General features: G+C 70.4%; 16 protein-coding genes, 1 other RNA gene and 1 pseudogene. 9 read left to right on the forward strand and 9 right to left on the reverse strand.

The features are described 5' to 3' along the window. Positions 1 to 1,205, reverse strand: a pseudogene (locus tag AN233_RS08250) (preprotein translocase subunit SecD); the annotation flags it as partial. Continuing rightward, on the reverse strand, positions 1,206 to 2,111 hold the full coding sequence (secF, locus tag AN233_RS08255; RefSeq protein WP_058366314.1) for a protein translocase subunit SecF: 906 nt from the start codon (positions 2,109 to 2,111) through the stop codon (positions 1,206 to 1,208). A 165-nt stretch (positions 2,112 to 2,276) separates the two neighbouring features. On the opposite strand from secF, the gene AN233_RS08260 reads away from it, so the two are divergent. Further along, positions 2,277 to 2,618 carry a hypothetical protein gene (locus AN233_RS08260; RefSeq protein WP_058366315.1) on the forward strand — a complete coding sequence of 114 codons (342 nt, stop codon included), beginning with the start codon at positions 2,277 to 2,279 and terminating at the stop codon, positions 2,616 to 2,618. Positions 2,619 to 3,276: 658 nt separating this feature from the next. Here AN233_RS08260 and AN233_RS08265 read toward each other — a convergent pair. Beyond that, positions 3,277 to 3,756: a DUF5812 family protein gene (locus AN233_RS08265; RefSeq protein WP_058366316.1), complete on the reverse strand. Its 480-nt coding sequence runs from the start codon at positions 3,754 to 3,756 to the stop codon at positions 3,277 to 3,279. A gap of 108 nt (positions 3,757 to 3,864) precedes the next feature. Then, positions 3,865 to 4,467, reverse strand: coding sequence for a TIGR00296 family protein (locus tag AN233_RS08270; RefSeq protein ID WP_058366317.1), 603 nt, complete (start codon positions 4,465 to 4,467; stop codon positions 3,865 to 3,867). A 282-nt stretch (positions 4,468 to 4,749) separates the two neighbouring features. Between AN233_RS08270 and rnpB the strand changes: the two genes are divergently transcribed. The 4 genes from rnpB (at position 4,750) to AN233_RS08285 (ending at position 7,433) form a co-directional block, all read left to right on the forward strand. Continuing rightward, an RNA gene (rnpB, locus tag AN233_RS08760) (RNase P RNA component) lies at positions 4,750 to 5,144 on the forward strand. A gap of 237 nt (positions 5,145 to 5,381) precedes the next feature. Beyond that, positions 5,382 to 5,864: a Tfx family DNA-binding protein gene (locus AN233_RS08275; RefSeq protein WP_058366318.1), complete on the forward strand. Its 483-nt coding sequence runs from the start codon at positions 5,382 to 5,384 to the stop codon at positions 5,862 to 5,864. Between the two features lie 98 nt (positions 5,865 to 5,962). Beyond that, the gene (locus AN233_RS08280; protein ID WP_058366319.1) at positions 5,963 to 6,853 is read left to right on the forward strand and encodes a YqcI/YcgG family protein; all 891 of its coding nucleotides are present in this window, start codon (positions 5,963 to 5,965) and stop codon (positions 6,851 to 6,853) included. Next, the gene (locus AN233_RS08285) at positions 6,846 to 7,433 is read left to right on the forward strand and encodes a cysteine hydrolase family protein (RefSeq protein ID WP_058366320.1); all 588 of its coding nucleotides are present in this window, start codon (positions 6,846 to 6,848) and stop codon (positions 7,431 to 7,433) included. The genes AN233_RS08280 and AN233_RS08285 overlap by 8 nt, the downstream gene beginning before the upstream one ends. A gap of 39 nt (positions 7,434 to 7,472) precedes the next feature. Here the strand turns inward: AN233_RS08285 and AN233_RS08290 are convergent, their stop codons facing one another. The 3 genes from AN233_RS08290 to AN233_RS08300 all read right to left on the reverse strand — a co-directional run bounded on the left by AN233_RS08290 (position 7,473) and on the right by AN233_RS08300 (position 9,198). Further along, positions 7,473 to 8,003 (reverse strand): DUF5815 family protein, encoded by a 531-nt coding sequence (locus AN233_RS08290; RefSeq protein WP_058366321.1) that lies wholly within the window; start codon positions 8,001 to 8,003, stop codon positions 7,473 to 7,475. Positions 8,004 to 8,086: 83 nt separating this feature from the next. Beyond that, entirely contained in the window at positions 8,087 to 8,398 is a 312-nt protein-coding gene (locus AN233_RS17275; protein WP_058366322.1) for a hypothetical protein, read from the reverse strand. 107 nt (positions 8,399 to 8,505) lie between these two features. After that, entirely contained in the window at positions 8,506 to 9,198 is a 693-nt protein-coding gene (locus AN233_RS08300; RefSeq protein ID WP_058366323.1) for a DUF4013 domain-containing protein, read from the reverse strand. Positions 9,199 to 9,301: 103 nt separating this feature from the next. On the opposite strand from AN233_RS08300, the gene AN233_RS08305 reads away from it, so the two are divergent. The 4 genes from AN233_RS08305 to AN233_RS16995 all read left to right on the forward strand — a co-directional run bounded on the left by AN233_RS08305 (position 9,302) and on the right by AN233_RS16995 (position 12,523). After that, positions 9,302 to 10,015, forward strand: coding sequence for a 5-formyltetrahydrofolate cyclo-ligase (locus AN233_RS08305; protein WP_058366324.1), 714 nt, complete (start codon positions 9,302 to 9,304; stop codon positions 10,013 to 10,015). Positions 10,016 to 10,083: 68 nt separating this feature from the next. Then, a complete protein-coding gene (locus tag AN233_RS08310) occupies positions 10,084 to 11,379 on the forward strand; it encodes a TIGR00341 family protein (protein WP_343123573.1) in 1,296 nt (431 codons plus the stop codon). A gap of 106 nt (positions 11,380 to 11,485) precedes the next feature. After that, positions 11,486 to 12,238 (forward strand): SIMPL domain-containing protein, encoded by a 753-nt coding sequence (locus AN233_RS08315; protein ID WP_058366325.1) that lies wholly within the window; start codon positions 11,486 to 11,488, stop codon positions 12,236 to 12,238. Between the two features lie 66 nt (positions 12,239 to 12,304). Next, the gene (locus AN233_RS16995; RefSeq protein WP_141654134.1) at positions 12,305 to 12,523 is read left to right on the forward strand and encodes a hypothetical protein; all 219 of its coding nucleotides are present in this window, start codon (positions 12,305 to 12,307) and stop codon (positions 12,521 to 12,523) included. 362 nt (positions 12,524 to 12,885) lie between these two features. Here AN233_RS16995 and serS read toward each other — a convergent pair whose 3' ends face one another. Further along, complete coding sequence (serS, locus tag AN233_RS08320; protein WP_058366326.1) at positions 12,886 to 14,256, reverse strand: serine--tRNA ligase; 1,371 nt, start codon at positions 14,254 to 14,256, stop codon at positions 12,886 to 12,888. A gap of 110 nt (positions 14,257 to 14,366) precedes the next feature. Next, positions 14,367 to 15,140 carry a Nif3-like dinuclear metal center hexameric protein gene (locus AN233_RS08325; RefSeq protein ID WP_058366327.1) on the reverse strand — a complete coding sequence of 258 codons (774 nt, stop codon included), beginning with the start codon at positions 15,138 to 15,140 and terminating at the stop codon, positions 14,367 to 14,369. Between the last annotated feature and the right edge of the window lie 608 nt (positions 15,141 to 15,748).

Raw genomic sequence — 15,748 nt, forward strand, 5'->3', positions numbered from 1 at the left:
ATGCCCGCGACCGCGAACACCGAGAGGATTCCGGTGATCAGCGAGTACACGCGGAAGCTCTCCCCCTGCGTCGGGGAGATGGAGGAGACGCTCCCCCCGCCGGCGATGTTGAGCTGTGCGGGCAGCGCGCCGGCGCGGAGGTTGATCGAGACCTGCTGGGCTCGCTCGAAGGAGCCCTCCTCGGTGCCGGTGGTCAGCCGGAAGTTGGGGTCGTCCGCCCAGGTGCCCGCGCGCATGCTGTCGGCGAGCCCGTCGTCCATGCCGTAGACGCTGACGACCTCGTCGTTGACGACCAGCAGCAGACACGGGTCCTCGGTCTCGGTGTAGTTCTCGGTGTTACACCGCCACCGCGTCCCCTGACCGCGACCGGCCGCCGCGTCCGCCTCCTGGACGGCGGCCTGGTACTGCTCGGCGGGCGACTGCTCGCCCTCCGGGGCGTCCCCGACGATCGTGACGGGAACGTACGCGAGGTTCGACCGCTGGTCGCGACTTGCCGTGCCGATGGAGTCGAAGTCGTCGCGGACCAGCGCGTTTCTGATCCGCGTCCCGTTACCGCCGTCGGGGTAGTAGATGTCGAGCCGGACGGTCCCGCGCTCCTCCAGCAGCTCGATCACGTCATCCCGACCCTCGCCCGGCACCTCGATCTGCATGAAGTGGCGGCCGCTCGGGTCGGTCACCTGCTGAACCTGTCCGCCGGAGAGGCCGGCCTCGTTGATCTTCGACTGGATGACGCTCTGTGCCGCGTTTCTCGTCTCCTCGGTGACGCCGTCGCGCACCGAGGCGTCCGCGTTCCAGTAGCCGGTCGCCTCGAGCGCGCTCCGCAGTTCGTCGCCGGTCACGTCGGGGTCCGTCACCTCGACGGTGCCGTACCCCTCGCGCTGGGTGCTCCGCGTGACGGCCACGTCGGTGCTGTCGGTGTCCGGGAGCTCGTTGGCGACGGCCCTGGCCGCATCCGGCGGATCGTCGCCCTGGAGGTTCACTTCGGTCGCGGTCTGGCCCATCAGCGGCGCGCGTATTCGCGTCCCGCCGGCCAGGTCCAGCCCGAACTGGAGGTTGGTGACTCCCTCCCGGGCTTCGACCGCCGACTCGTTCTCCGCCACGCCCGTCTCGGGCGCGAACTGCGGGGCGAACAGCACGACCGTCGACGCGAGGATGACGACCACGAGCAGCGCGATCCGCCAGTGCTTCTTGACCGGCTCCAGCATCTACCGGCTCACCCCCTCGAACTTGTACCAGCGAAGCAGGCTCACGTTCATCAGGTAGGTGTTCATCAGGTCGGCGCTCAGCCCCACCGCGAGAATGATGCCGATGTCGCGCAGCAGCGTGATGCCGAACAGCCACGCGACGACGGTCATCACGAGCATCGCGGCGATGGAGGTGAGCGTCATCGTCACGCCGGTCCGCATCGCGCGACTCACCGACTCGTAGAAGCCGCCGGTCCGACGCAACACGGAGTTGTTCAACAGGATGTCCGAGTCCACGGAGTACCCGATGATCATCAGGAGGGCGGCGACCGTCCCGAGCGTCATCTCGATCCCGAGTAGGTTCATCATCGCGACCGGGATCACCAGGTCGGAGAACGCCGAGGCGACGATGGCGACCGAGGGGACGAACGAGCGGAACATCGCGAAGACGAGCACGCTCATGCCGAGGAACGCGACCCCGACGCCGGCCAGCGCCTGCGTGGCGACGCCGGCCCCGAAGCTCGCGGAGACGAAGCTCTCGCTCTCGACGGTGAATCCGGACCCCTCTGCTTCCTCGGAGAGCGCGCTCAGCCGCTCCTGTCGCTGCTCGGGGTCGTCCGGGAGGTCGGCGTCGCGGAACGTCACCACGTAGGCGCCGTCCCCCGAGACGTACTGGATCGACGACGGCTCGGTCGAAAAGGCGTCGTCGAGTCGCGCGTCCGCCGCGTCGGTGCCTGCGTCGTCTGCGGTGACGCGGAGCTCGGCGCCGCCCGTGAACTCGACGCCGAGGTTCGCCGGCGCGCCGGTCACGACGTACCACCCGCCGATCACCGCCAGCGAGACCACCAGCACGGCGAGCGGGATCGCGACCAGCTGCCGGTTCGTGTACCGGGTGTAGTCGACCTCCGGTACGTCGATCTGGACCATGCCCCGGGGTCGTCCTGCCGGCCGAATAAGCCTTCTTATCTTCCGAACGCGGCGATGCGAGCAATACGCCAGCAGCGGAGCGATCCCGCTCGCGGTTCCCGGCGAGGACCGCAGCTCACGGAGCTCGCCGAAACGTCTACGCGCCTCCAAGTCGTACGGTAACGCATGGCAGGCACTGATCCCCCGCCGGCGACGCGCGTCGTCCTCTCGTACCCGGAGAACGCGAGCGACTGGGCCCGCGAGCAGTTCGAGGCGGACCGCTACCGGAGCTACTTCCGACGCTCGCTCGGTGCGGTCGCGGTCGGCGACGTCCGCGAGGAGTTCGTCGACGTCGGCTGCTGCGGCGACAGCCTCGACGTGGCGTTTCGGGTCGAGACGATCGAGACCGAGAGTGGGGAGACCGACAGCGCGACGGTGACCGAGGACACCGAGATCGCGTACGTCGACCGCGAGGGCGATATGGAGGGCGGCTGGCGCGTCCAGAGCGCCGCCGGCCCGACAGAATAGGGCGGCACGGCAGTCCCGCGGTGGCCTCGTTCCTCGTGCTGTCGGCGCGCGCGAGTAACGCGCGCGAGGGAGCCCGCAGTCGCGGTCGCGCGGCGGTGCGGTTCGCGCGACCGCGACTGCGGCGAGGCTGGGGAGGTGTGAGGCTGCGGTTGCGGGGCGGGACGGTGCGGGGCGGTGCGGTGGGTGGGACTGAAAGGGGCAGCCGGCTCGATCCGGCCCCGGCGCCTCAAGCGACGCGAGAGCGAAGCACTCGCTAGTCTGAGACTTCGTCTCAGGCACCGCAGCGGGCGTTGCGGAGAGCGAGGAGCGCAGCGCGTGTCGCGGCCGGTCGAGCCGGCTGGGGCTTTCTGGGTGTTGCTGTTCCACACAGCAGGGTCTGCAGTAGTGCCGTTTCTGTATGAGGGAGAGCCGGCTGGGGCTTTCTGAGTGTTGCTGTTCCACACAGCAGGGTCTGCAGTAGTGCCGTTTCTGTATGAGGGAGAGCCGGCTGGGGCTTTCTGAGTGGTGCTGATCAGAGCAGCAAGATCAGAAATGCCCACAGCAGCGTATGGGAGAGAACCGTCTGAATCGTTCCGCACGCTACATCCCCGAGAAACAGAGTCCTCCTCACACTCTCCGCAGTCTCTCAGGTACAACTCGCCACCACACACGTCCGAGTTCAGGGCATATAGCGCACGCTCACCACGCCGGGCTCCGAGCGCACCTCGACCCGGTTCACGCCGAGCCGGGCGGCCCGAGAGAGCGTCGCTTCGCGGTCCTCGACCACGTCCGCGACCGCCTCCTCGGTGCCCCCCTCGGGGACGGTAAGCACGTGGATCTCCCCCTCGCCGGCGCGGGGCTCCGTGGTCAGTTCGCCGACCTCCTGGTCGTCGGCGATCGACCGCTCCTGGGTCGTCGGCGGCTCGCCGCTCTCCTCGATGGCGACCGCGCGCCGCGACTCCACCTCGACGAGCCGGTAGGTCACCTCCAGCGGCGGATCGGGGGCGACCCGCCCCTCGACCACGTCGGCCTCGTCGAGGCCGGGGTTGTCGCTCAGCGTATGCACCTGCCCGTCGTGAACGTCCTTCAGGACGGCGTCGTCGTCGTCCGCGTGCGTGACGAGAAAAACGCTCTCCTTGGCGGTGTCGTCGTCGGTCATTGCCCGCCAGTAGCCGGTCGACCCTTTTCGGGGTTTCGGGCCGGAACGCGGCAGCCGCGACTCGCGGTCGGGCGAGGATCGCGGGAGAACACCGCCGGGAACCGCCCGTTACAGCGCCTCGACGGCGCCGCCGTCGTCGCGCTCGCGGAACACCTGTCCCTCGATGAGCGTGACCATCACGTCGTCGTCCTCCCACGCGTCCGCCGCGAGGCCGGCCTTGCGGCAGGCGCGGGCGAGGAACTGCTCGGCGCTCCAGCCGTGCTCGACCGGGAGCGTCGGGTAGAGCCACGACTGGTCCCCGCCGGCGTCGATCGCGACGCCGTGGGTGCCGACCTCGAGGTCGGCGAGGGGGTCGTCGGTGAGGACGGTGTTGGAGACGATACAGACGGAGACGTTCAGACTGTCGAGCTCCTTCGGACCGACCTCGGAGCCGCAGGAGTCGTCGGACGCGGCCGAGATGGCGGCGTCGACGATGGCGTGACCGAGCTGGTCGGAGCCGCGATAGGCGCCGGCACACCCGCGGAGCTGACCGCGACCCCGCGTCGACTGGAGGCGCACGAAGGCGCCGGTCCGGTTGTAGAAGGCGTCCCGCATACAGCCGGGCTGTTCGCGCTGCCCCTGTCGGACGAACGCCTCGACCGATTCGCGGGCGAGTTCGACCGCACGAGCGCCGTCCTCGTAGGAAACCTCGACGGTCTGCGCCTCGGACATGTACGTTGGGTAGTGGTGTGCCGACTTGAACCCTTCCCTTCCGGCCGGACGATGATGAAGGATCCGGCCGGCACGGACGACGATTCGTCGCCGACACGCCCTCGATAGCGACGTATCGTCGGAAACATCGGGGTCGTCGCGGGGACTGTTCGGGGTCTTCGAGTCCGATCGGTCCCGACGGAGGTCTCGATCGGCCGTGTGTCGGCGCCCGCGTCGCCGGGACCGTGGCGCGCACTCGTCCGACCGAACGGCTTATTCGCGCCGGTCCGCTACCCCGAATCGGGCAGAGGGAGCCCGACTCCCGTGCGTTACGCATGAGGAAAGTCCCCCCACCGACCGGACGGGCGACCGGGCGCAAGCCCGGAGTCGGAGACGGCTGGCTCTGGAACAGAAACGAGACCCCCCGCCCCGACCGATGAGGTGCGTCGGCCGCGTCGCGGCCGGCGGCGTCCGCGGTCCGCCGCGGACGCGCGAACCGACCCGCGAGGGAAGGGAGCGAACCCACCGAGGGAACAGGCGACGGTCACGTCGCCACGCCGCGGAACGCGGCGACGGGCGGGAAGGGATGGAACGGCGAATCCTCGCCGGTGCAAGTCCGCGCCGTTGGTAGTCCGGTCGAGGCGCGGACGCTCAGCCGAATGTCGGGCCGAACAGAAGGGGGCTTACTCCCCTCAGTCCGCTCTTACACGCCGAGCGACGGCGCCGTCGCTCGCGTTCGCGGTCCGGCTCCGCCGAAAAGTGCGGAAGCCCTCACACAGACCCGTACCGTTCTCGCGCCGGCACCACCCGGCGCCGGACTTCCGCACCGGAGCGGTTTGCCGGGGCGCATAAAGAATCGCCGGTGGGCGCAACACTCAGTCCCTCGCCGGCCGTGCGACTGTAGCTTTTTGAGTCCGCCACCCGTCGGGTGAGACATGGCCGACGACGAGCCGGCGGACGACGAGGCGGTCGACGCTGACGACCTGTTGGATCGGACCGGCTTCGACGCGGGCGCGAGCGTGCTCACGCGGCGACAGGCCGAGGTGCTCGCCCTCCGCGAGCGTGGGCTCCGGCAGGTCGACGTGGCCGACCGGCTGGGGACCTCCAGAGCGAACGTCTCCAGCGTCGAGGCGAGCGCGCGGGAGAACGTCGAGAAGGCCCGTGAGACGGTGGCGTTCGCGGAGGCGCTCGCCGCGCCCGTCCGCGTGGAGATCCCGGCCGGTACGGACCTCTACGACGTGCCGAGCCGGGTGTACGACGCCTGCGACGAGGCGGGGGTGAAGGTGGGCCACACCGCGCCGGACCTGATGAAGGTCGTCGGCGACGCGGCCGGCGACGCGGTCCAGGGACGGGAGGTCCGGCAGCGGCTGTTCGTCACCGTCGCCAGCGACGGTGCCGTCCGCGTGCGGCGACCGTAGGGCCGGACGGGCGGAAGCGGCCGGCACGACCTGATCGGGCGATCGGTCCCGACCGGGTGGACAGAAGGCTCAAGAGCGCACCTGCCCGAACTCGGCTCATGAACGAGCCGGGGATCGACGGTGTCCTGCTGGACCAGAACGCGCTCCGGGACCGGATCGACGATGGCGCCCCCCGATGGGTCGAGCGGCACTACGAGACGTTCCGCGGGTCCATGCTCGGGGAGCGGAACGACACATCATTTCCCTGTTACTTCGGCATCGAGGCCGAACGCGAGGGCGACCTGCTGTATACGGTCTGCGACTCGCTGACCGACCCCGCGGCCCTGCTCCGGTTGCGCGACGCCCTGCTGGAGTACCTCGACGCCTACGAGGACCACGCCGAGCGCGCGCCGCTGGTGACCTACTTCCGCCCGCCTGCGGACGATTTCTCGGAGGCCGACTACCACGAGGCGCTGTGGCACGTGCTCCAGTTCCTCCACGTCCACGACCCCGAGCCGTGGCCGGAGGACGTGCCGACCGACCCCGACGACCCCTACTGGGAGTTCTGTTTCGGCGGCGAGGCGTTATTCCCCACCTGTCGAGCGCCCTTCTACGACGACCGGAAGAGTCGGTACTGCCCGGGCGGACTGGAGATCACCTTCCAGCCGCGGGCGGTCTTCGAGGGCGTCACCGCCGACACCGAGGCCGGCCGGCGCGCCCGCGAGGTCATCCAGGGTCGGCTGGAGGCGTACGACGGCGTCTGCCCCCACGCGGATCTTGGCGACTACGGGGTCGAGGGCGACCGCGAGTGGCCCCAGTACCTCTTCCGTGAGGACGAGGAACAGGCGCCCGACACCTGTCCGATGACCGTCGACCGCGAGCACCCGAAGGCCGACGACTGGCTGCTGGAGCCGGGTGCGTGGCAGCGGTTCGACTCGGGGACCGGCGGCACCGCGACGGGGGACCGCGGCGGTGCGCCCGCGACTGACGGGGGCGTCCGCGATGTCTGAAGGGGACGCGGAGTCCCGGGCGACCGGTCGGCCCGCCCGGGACCTCGACGACGCCGTGCTCCTGCTCGTCGACTTCCAGCGCGGGTTCGACGAGCCGGGGTGGGGCGAGCGCAACAACCGCGACGCGGAGGCGGTCGCGGCCGACCTGCTCGGGCGCTGGCGGGATGCGGGCCGTCCGGTCGCGCACGTCAGGCACGCCTCGACCGAGTCGGACTCCCCCCTCGGGCCCGAGGAACCCGGCTTCGCGTGGAAGCCGGGACTGGAACCGCTCGACGGCGAGGCGGTCTTCGAGAAGTCCGTCAACGGCGCGTTTCTCGACACGGGGCTGGGAGAGTGGCTCCGCGAGCGCGGCGCCGAGACGCTCGTCGTCTGCGGGCTGACGACCGACCACTGCGTCTCCACCACGACCCGGATGGCCGAGAACCGCGGCTACGAGGTGTTGCTCGTCCGGGACGCGACCGCGGCCCACGAACGGGAACTCGACGGGGAGCGCATCGACCCCGAGACGGTCCACCGGACCGCGCTCGCGCACCTCAGCGGGGAGTTCGCGGAGATAGTCGAGGCCGCGGACCTGCGGTGAGTCGGAGCGTGAAGGACCGACCGCTTGGCTGCGAGACGACTACGCGTAGGGGTCCTCGGCGTCGAGGTCGCGCTCGTCGCGGTACTGGTCGACGAACGCGCTCACATCGAACTCGTGCATCATCCCCTCGAACTCGCGGAGCGCCCCCTCGTCCTCGCCGTGGCTGACGGCGTGCTCCATCAGCTCGATCACCAGTTCGACGACGACCTCGTGGAGTCGGCGGGCGTCGAAGTCGGCCACCCACACGAGCGCGTAGCCCACGTCCGCGTCCTCGGAGGCGTCCTCCGCGACGACCGCCTCGGGGAACTCCTCCAGCACGATGCCCATGAGGTGAGGCGTCCCGAACTCCCGCATCTCCTCGCTGGTCGTGTCGATGGCCTCCCGCAGCACCTCGACCAGGAAGTCGGGGAGGAATCGCTCCGGGGGGTGCACGTCCATCACGACCGCGTGCGCGTCGCCGCAGTCGCACTGGTACTCGCGCATCCCGAGGTCGAGGTCGCCGAAGCGGACCGTCTCGCCGCAGGGAAGCTCGATGACGCTCCCCTCGCCGGGGACGCGTGGGTCGGACATACCCGCCGTTGGCCGCCGTCGCGGGTAAAAGGCGCGGATGCGGGACGCAGGGACGGGACGGGGAGGGGGGACGTGCGACCGCGCTACTCGAAGTCCTCGTAGCCGCCGCGCTCCTCGTCCGCTTCGTCGGCGTCTTCCTCTTCCTCGTCCGCCTCGTCGGCGTCTTCCTCGTCCGCCTCGTCGGCGTCTTCCTCTTCCTCGTCCGCTTCGTCGGCGTCGGCGGCCTCCGACCCGCGTTCACCGCCGTGCGTCTCGACTTCGGCTTCGATCTCGATCTCGACGCCGCTCGCCTCGTAGCTCGCCTCGACCAGCTCGGCGTCCTCGCGTTCGATCTCCAGTTCGTCGGTGTCCACCTCGACCTCAACTTCGACGTCGACGGTCACGTCCTCGGACATGGCGGCCGACGATTCAGCCGCGAACAGGAAAGGTGCTCCGGCGGAGCCGCCGGCTTTGGCGCGGTGCGACGGCCGTCGCGGCACCGGACCGCCGCCGAGGTGCGGCGTTAGACCGCGGCCGAGGCGGTGCCGCTCCCGCCGAGTTCGACGCGGTCGCTCACGCTGGCGAAGGCCGTGCCGAACATCCGGAAGATCGCGACCTGCCCGTAGAACTGCAGGAACGGGAGGAGCACGATCCCGACGACCGTGAACGCGAGCACCAGGGTGGCGATCCAGAGGACGAACGTGACGACGATCGGCAACAGCACCGCCACGAGGTACTCGGTGCTGAAAAGCACCGGCCGGAGGATCGACACGTCGAACGCCGCGCCCGCCGAATCGCGGGCGGCGTAGGCGGTCAGCGCCGCCGGCACGGCGTAGTAGACCAGGAATAACACCGGCAGGAACGCCAGCGCGGCGATGGCGCCGAGGCTGCCGACCAGCGCGCCGGCGTCGCCACCGATCGCGCCGCCGGCGCCGAGCACGACGAAGACGAACACGAAGTAGACGAGAAGCGGGACGATCGTGTACGCGAGCGCGATGGCCGTCGCGACGATCCCCTTGACGAGCAGGTCACCCCACTCCTCGAACTCCGGCGGGTCCTCGGCGCCCGCGACGGTCGTCTCCAGGACCCGTACCAGATACCCCATCAGCGCGAACGCCGGGATCAGCAGGAACGAGAGGAAGCCCAACACGCCGCCGATGATCACGCGTCCGATCCAGTCGCCCCGAACGGGGTAGGAGAGTCCGTCTTCGAGCATGTCGGCCGAACATCCCACACGCAATACATAAACGTTGCGACGGATCGGCGTCGGACGCCCCCGCCGTCGGTGCGTTCTTGCCTCCCGCGACCCTTCTCGGGGCATGGACAAGCAGGCCGTTCGCGAGTCGGTCTGGGACGCGCTGGAGGCGGAGGGGATCGCGCGGTTCCCCTTCCCGCCGCACGGCCGCATCCCCAACTTCGCGGGCGCGAGTGAAGCGGCGGAACGACTGGCGGCGACCGAGGAGTGGACCGCCGCGGCGACGCTGAAGTGCAACCCCGACGCGCCGCAGTTGCCGGTCCGACGGGCCGCGCTGCGGGCGGGGAAGACCGTCTACGCGGCACAGCCCCGACTCCGGGACCCGGAGCCGTTTCTGGAACTCGACCCCGACGCGGTGCCGGACGTGGACGACGCGACGACCGTCTCGGGCATCTCCGAACACGGCGTTCCGGTCGGGCCGGAGGAGGTCCCCGACATCGACCTGATCGTCTCCGGCTCTGTCGCGGTCACGCCGGCGGGTGCGCGGATCGGCAAGGGCGAGGGGTACAGCGATCTGGAGTGGGCGATGCTGGCCGAACTCGGCGCCGTCGGCCCCGAGACGACCGTCGCGACCACGGTCCACGAGCGGCAGGTGCTCGACCCCACCGACGCGCCCGCGCCGGACGCCCACGACGTGCCGATAGACCTGATCTGTACCCCGGAGCGGACGATCCACACGGGGACGCCCTTCGAGCGCCCGCGGGGCGTGGACTGGGACGCGCTCGACGACGAGAAACTGGCGGCGATCCCGGTGCTGGCCGAGCGCGCGCCCGAGTGAGAAACTGGCGACGCGCGGCGGGACCGACCGCCCCCGCTTTTTAAGCCGTCCGCGGGCGAGGGACGGACGTGCGACTGGTACAGGTGATGATCCCGGCCGGCAAGCGGGCCGCGGTGATCGACGCGCTCGACGAGGAGGGGATCGACTACGTCGTGACCGACGAGACGAGCGGCCGCGAGTTCACCGCGGTGGTCACGTTCCCCCTGCCGACGGCCGCGGTCGAGCCGGTGCTCGACCGACTTCGCGACGCCGGCATCGACGAGCGGACCTACACCGTCATCGTCTCGGCGGAGACGGTTATCTCTCGACGCTTCGAGCAGTTGGAGGAGAGCTACGCCGAGCAGTCGGACCGGAGCGAGGACCGGATCGCCCGGGAGGAACTGCAGACGAAGGCGGAGAACCTCGTCTCCGGCACCGGTACCTACGTCCTGATGACGGTCGTCTCCGCGGTGATCGCCACCGCGGGACTGCTCCTCGACTCGCCGGCCACGGTGGTCGGCTCGATGGTGATCGCGCCGCTCATCGGGCCGGCGATGTCCGCGGCGGTCGGGACGGTGGTCGACGACGACGAGCTGTTCCGCAAGGGGATCCGGCTGCAGGCGCTCGGCGTCGGGCTCGCGGTCGCGGCCGCCGCCGTCTTCGCCGCCGGGCTCCGGACGCTGAACCTCGTTCCGCCGGGGATGGACCCGCTGGCGCTCGCGGAGGTGTCGGAGCGGCTCGCGCCGAACGTGCTGGCGCTGGCGGTCGCCATCGGCGCCGGCATCGCGGGCATCGTCTCCCTCATCACCGGCGTCTCCTCCGCGCTCGTCGGCGTCATGATCGCGGTGGCGCTCATCCCGCCGGCCGCGGCGGTGGGCATCGGCATCGCGTTCAACATCCCCCGGCTCGCGCTCGGCGCGGGCGTGCTGGTGCTCGTCAACGTGCTCTCGATCAACCTCGCGGCGCTCGTGATGCTGTGGTACGAGGGGTACCGCCCGGACTCGTGGTTCCGGCAGGCGGAGGCGAAGTCGGCGCTGATCAAGCGCGCGACGATCCTCGTGGCCGCCATCGCGCTCCTCTCGGTGTTCCTCGGCGGCGTCACCTACGACGCCTACGCGGCCGCGACGACCGAGGAGCAGGTGCGGACGGCCGTCGGCGAGGAACTGGAGCGCGCGGAGGCACAGCTCGACCTGCTGGACTTGGAGCTCCACCGGACCGGAACCGTCCCGCCGCTAGAGCTCGAACGCGTCACCGTCACCGTCGGCGCCGAGCCCGGCGGAACCGTCTCCGGGTTGGCCGACCGGCTCGACCAGCGGATCGAGACCGCGACCGGCACGTCCGTCGACGTGGAGGTCCGCATCGTCGCGGTCGAGCGAGCGACCTGAGCCTCCGGGTGTGGCCGAATCGCCCGAGTGAACCCGACCGACCGTGACACAAACCGCTCTTTGTGTCAACGGCACGTTAAGGGAGCCGGGGAGCGACGGGTCGCGTATGGACGGACGAACACGAAAGCTGCTGGCCGCGCTCGCGGCCGTCGCGCTGCTGGCGACCGCCGGCTGCGCGGGGCTCGCCGGCGGACAGACGGACGCATCGACGACGAGCGAGGACGCCCCCGAGCGCACCATCGAGGTGAGTGCCGGCGGGGAGGCGACCGCCGAACCGGACCGCGCCACGCTGACGGTGTCGGTGCTCGCGACCGGTGACAGCTCCGAGGCGGTGCGCCAGTCGCTTGCCGAGCGCGACGACGGCCTGCGCGACGCGCTGATCGAGTGGGGCGTCGCCGAGGACCGCATCCGCACGGACTACTACGCCATCCGCGAGACGCGCGAGTCCCGCGAGCGCGAGAACGTCACCACCTACCGGGGCGAGCACCGCTACGAGGTCGTGCTCCACGACGTGGACGCGGTCGGCGAGGTCATCGACGTGGCCGTCGACGCCGGCGCGGACGGCGTCGACCGCATCAGCTTCGGCCTGAGCGACGAGCGCGAGCAGGAACTCCGCGAGGAGGCGCTGGAGAACGCGATGGAGAACGCCGACGCCGACGCCGCGGTGCTGGCCAACAGCTCCGGGCTGACCGTCGACGGCGTCTACGCCGTCTCCACCGCACAGACCAGCGTCAACCCGTACACGACGCGGTACGCGGCAGAAACGGCCGAGGCGGGCGACGCCGCGACCGGCGTCGAGACCGGCGACGTGAGCGTCTCCGTCGACGTGCGCGTCGTCTACGAGGCCAGCGAGAGCTAAGCAGTCGGTCGGAGCGGTTCGGACCAGTCGTCGGACGATTTTTCTGGATCAGTCAAGCGTTCTGCTGTGCTCACCGCCAACATCCAGAACGCCCTCGACCGCTCGCCATACGTCGGTTTTTGTGTGATCAAGCGTTCTGCTGTGCTTGCCGACAACACCCAGAAAGCCCTCGACCGCTCGCGGGCGCTCAGCGACATATCGGCGCTCTCCGGCGGGCGAGACAAACCGCGTCTCGCTGCTCTCCAGCGTGCAGTGGCGCGCTGGAGACACCGCCCGCGCCGATAGGGGTCGTCTGAGCGCCCGCGACCGGCCTCGCCCTTTCAGTCCGCCAGGACCGGGATTGTGGAGTCAGCCATCGCGGTCAGTTGCTCGGTGACTCTCTACGCCGGCTGTCGAGTCAAGCGTGGCCTCACGCCTCCCCAGCCTCAGCCGCCCGCGGCCTCCGCGGTGCTCCGGCCGCGGGCGGGTTCCACCGGAAATCGGAGATTTCCGAGCAGCCAGCGTGCAGTAGCGCGCTGGCGACCTCGCGCGCGTCACTCGCGCGCGCCGAGCGTTGGACAGCCGGCTGGGGCTTTCTGGGTGCTACTATCCCGGTCAGAAGTATCGACGTCCGGGCGAGAAACGCCGCAGCCACCGACGTCCGCGACCTATTCGTCGCCGAGCGCCGACTCGCCGACCGCGTCGTGGCCGTCGATGACCGAGGTCCCGCCCATGTACGGCCGGAGCGCCTCCGGAACGTCGACGGTCCCGTCGTCGTTCTGGTAGTACTCCAGGATCGCGACGACGATGCGAGGGACCGCGAGCCCCGAGCCGTTGAGCGTGTGGAGGTAGTCGGCCGACTCGTGGTGCTCCTCGCGGTACCGGATGCCGGCGCGGCGCGCCTGGAAGTCCCCGAAGTTGGAGACCGACGAGACCTCCAGCCAGCGACCCCCCTGCTCGGGGCCGTCGTCCATGTCGTCGCCGGGCGCCCACACCTCGATGTCGTACTTCTTCGCCTGCGTGAAGCCGAGGTCGCCGGTGCACATCTCCAGGATGCGGTACGGGAGGTCGAGCCGGCGGAGCACCTCCTCGGCCTCGTCGAGCAGGCCCTCGAAGCGCTCGTCGCTCGCCTCGGGCTTCACGAAGTTGACCATCTCCACCTTGTTGAACTGGTGGACGCGGACGATACCGCGCGTCTCGGTGCCGTGCTCGCCCGCCTCCTGGCGGAAGTTCGGCGAGTAGGCCTGATACTTCAGCGGGAGGTCCTCCGAGAGCAGGATCTCGTCGCGGTGCATGTTCGTGACGGGGACCTCCGCGGTCGGGAGCAGCCAGAGGTCCTCGTCGTCGTACTCGTCGGCGTTGTCGCCCTCGATCCGGTAGGCGTCCTCGGTGAACTTGGGGAACTGGCCGGTGCCGCGCATCGACGCCGAGTTGACCGGGATCGGCGGGAACACGTCGCGGTACCCCTGCTCGCGGTGCACGTCGAGCATGAACTGGACCAGCGCGTGCTCCAGCCGGGCGCCGTCGCCCTTCGCGAAGTAGAAGCCGCCGCCGGAGACCTTCGCGCCGCGGTCGAAGTCGAGGATCTCCAGCTCCTCGCCCAGGTCGTAGTGCGGAACGACCGTCTCCGGGAGCCCGCGCAAGTCGTCGAACCCCTCGCGGCGGCGCTCGACGTTCTCCGACTCGTCCGCGCCGACGGGGACCGAGTCCTGCGGGATCTGCGGGAGCTCCAGCAGTCGGCGCTCCAACTCGGCCTCCAGTTCGTCGGCGCGCGCCTCGACCTCCTGCAGCTCCGCCTTCAGCTCGCTCGAGCGTTCGATGGCCTCCTGAGCCGCCTCCTCCTCTCCGGACTGCTTCAGCTCGCCGATGCGCGAGGAGACCTCGTTGCGCTCGTGGCGCAGGTCGTCCCCGCGCGACTTGAGCTCGCGCCACTCCTCGTCGACCGCGAGCAGGCGGTCCAGATCAACGTCGACGCCCTTCTGTTCGAGGGCAGCCCGCACCGTCTCCGGATTCTCCCGGACGAACTGTCGCGACAGCATTTGTCCTCCGTTCCGCGGGACGGCGGAAAACCGTATCGGAGCGTCGCCACGGCGGCACAGACCACCGAAACGTTCAGAAAGCCGGCATCGATCCGAAGGGCCGGCCCGCCTCAGAGCCCAGTCGGGTGGTCGATGAACGTCGTCTCCAGCCCCCACTCCTCGACCAGACCCTGCAGTCGGCGCACGCCGAACGTCTCCGTCGCGTAGTGGCCCGCGAGGAACACGTTGATCCCCGCCTCGCGCGCCTCGTGGTACGTCCGGCCCTTTCCCTCGCCGGTGACGAGCGCGTCCGCGCCCGCCGCGACCGCCTCGTCCAGCCAGTCGCCGCCCGCGCCCGTCACCACCGCCACGCGCTCGATCCGGTCCGGGCCGAACGCGAGCGCCCGCGTCTCCGCCGGCCCCTGGTCGAACCCCGCCAGCGTCTCCTCCACGTCCGCGACCGACAGCGGCTCCTCGTCCGCGGCGACGGTGCCGACCGTCCCGATCGTCTCCGGTCCGACCGAGCCGAACGGCTCGCGGTCGGTCACGCCGAGCGCGTCCGCCACGCCCGCGGCGTTGCCGAGCTCCTGATGGCCATCCAGCGGGAGGTGCGAGACGTACAGCGCCACGTCGTTCTCGATCAGGGGGGCGATCCGGCCGTACTCGCGCCCCGTCAGGCGCTCGATGCCGCCCCACGAGACGCCGTGGTGGGCGACCAGCGCGTCCGCGCCCGCGTCGACGGCGGCCTCCGCAGTCGCCTCGACGGCGTCGACCGCGAACGCGACGCGCTCGACGGTCCCCTCCTCGGGACCGACCTGCAGGCCGTTCGCGCTCGCGTCCAGGTCGGCGTACGCGGCGGTGTCGAGTCGCTCGTCCAGTCGGTCGACGAACGCTGAAAGTTCCATGGAGGCGCCTCGCGGCCCGAGAGGAAAAGCGGGGCGGTCGCGGCGGGGAGGAAGCGACGGTGGTAGTGGGTGCTGTGGCGGTGAGGTAGCTGTGGCGGTGAGGTAGCTGTGGCGGCCGAGTGCTGTGACCGTGTCGATGGGGTCGGCGCGCGCGAGTAACGCGCGCGAGGGAGGCGGCGGCGCGGCCGCCTGCTGTGCGTTGCGGTTCCGCGGCCGCGCCGCCGCCGAGGCTGGGGAGGGGCGAGGCTGCGGTGCTGTGCGGTCGCGGGGCAGTGGGTGGGACTGAAAGGGCAGCCGGCTCGATCCGACCCCGGCGCCTCAAGCGACGCGAGAGCGAAGCACTCGCTAGTCTGAGACTTCGTCTCAGGCACCGCAGCGGGCTGTGTCTCCGGCGTCGCCGTGAGCGCGGTGCGGAGCGAACGGCGGCTCGAAAATCTCCGATTTTCGGCGCGCTACTGCACGCTGGAGGCTAGCGAGACGCGGTTTGTCTCGCCAAGCTGAGAGCGAGGAGCGCAGAGCGTGCCGCGTTCCCGCGAGGAACGAGCGGGAGCCCGTGAGTCGCAGCCCGGCAGCCCGCTACCGCAGGCAGCCCGGACCGTCTCACGACG

Origin of the sequence: Haloparvum sedimenti (genome assembly GCF_001462205.1) — an archaeon.
Taxonomy (GTDB): domain Archaea; phylum Halobacteriota; class Halobacteria; order Halobacteriales; family Haloferacaceae; genus Haloparvum; species Haloparvum sedimenti.

Coding starts and splice junctions, on each gene's coding strand:
- AN233_RS08325 (WP_058366327.1), bottom strand. CDS start 15,140: ATGGAACTTTCAGCGTTCGTCGACCGACTGGACGAGCGACTCGACACC.
- AN233_RS08305 (WP_058366324.1), top strand. CDS start 9,302: ATGGACAAGCAGGCCGTTCGCGAGTCGGTCTGGGACGCGCTGGAGGCG.
- AN233_RS08265 (WP_058366316.1), bottom strand. CDS start 3,756: ATGACCGACGACGACACCGCCAAGGAGAGCGTTTTTCTCGTCACGCAC.
- AN233_RS08260 (WP_058366315.1), top strand. CDS start 2,277: ATGGCAGGCACTGATCCCCCGCCGGCGACGCGCGTCGTCCTCTCGTAC.
- AN233_RS08300 (WP_058366323.1), bottom strand. CDS start 9,198: ATGCTCGAAGACGGACTCTCCTACCCCGTTCGGGGCGACTGGATCGGA.
- AN233_RS08270 (WP_058366317.1), bottom strand. CDS start 4,467: ATGTCCGAGGCGCAGACCGTCGAGGTTTCCTACGAGGACGGCGCTCGT.
- AN233_RS08290 (WP_058366321.1), bottom strand. CDS start 8,003: ATGTCCGACCCACGCGTCCCCGGCGAGGGGAGCGTCATCGAGCTTCCC.
- secF (WP_058366314.1), bottom strand. CDS start 2,111: ATGGTCCAGATCGACGTACCGGAGGTCGACTACACCCGGTACACGAAC.
- AN233_RS17275 (WP_058366322.1), bottom strand. CDS start 8,398: ATGTCCGAGGACGTGACCGTCGACGTCGAAGTTGAGGTCGAGGTGGAC.
- AN233_RS08285 (WP_058366320.1), top strand. CDS start 6,846: ATGTCTGAAGGGGACGCGGAGTCCCGGGCGACCGGTCGGCCCGCCCGG.
- AN233_RS08275 (WP_058366318.1), top strand. CDS start 5,382: ATGGCCGACGACGAGCCGGCGGACGACGAGGCGGTCGACGCTGACGAC.
- AN233_RS08280 (WP_058366319.1), top strand. CDS start 5,963: ATGAACGAGCCGGGGATCGACGGTGTCCTGCTGGACCAGAACGCGCTC.
- serS (WP_058366326.1), bottom strand. CDS start 14,256: ATGCTGTCGCGACAGTTCGTCCGGGAGAATCCGGAGACGGTGCGGGCT.
- AN233_RS08315 (WP_058366325.1), top strand. CDS start 11,486: ATGGACGGACGAACACGAAAGCTGCTGGCCGCGCTCGCGGCCGTCGCG.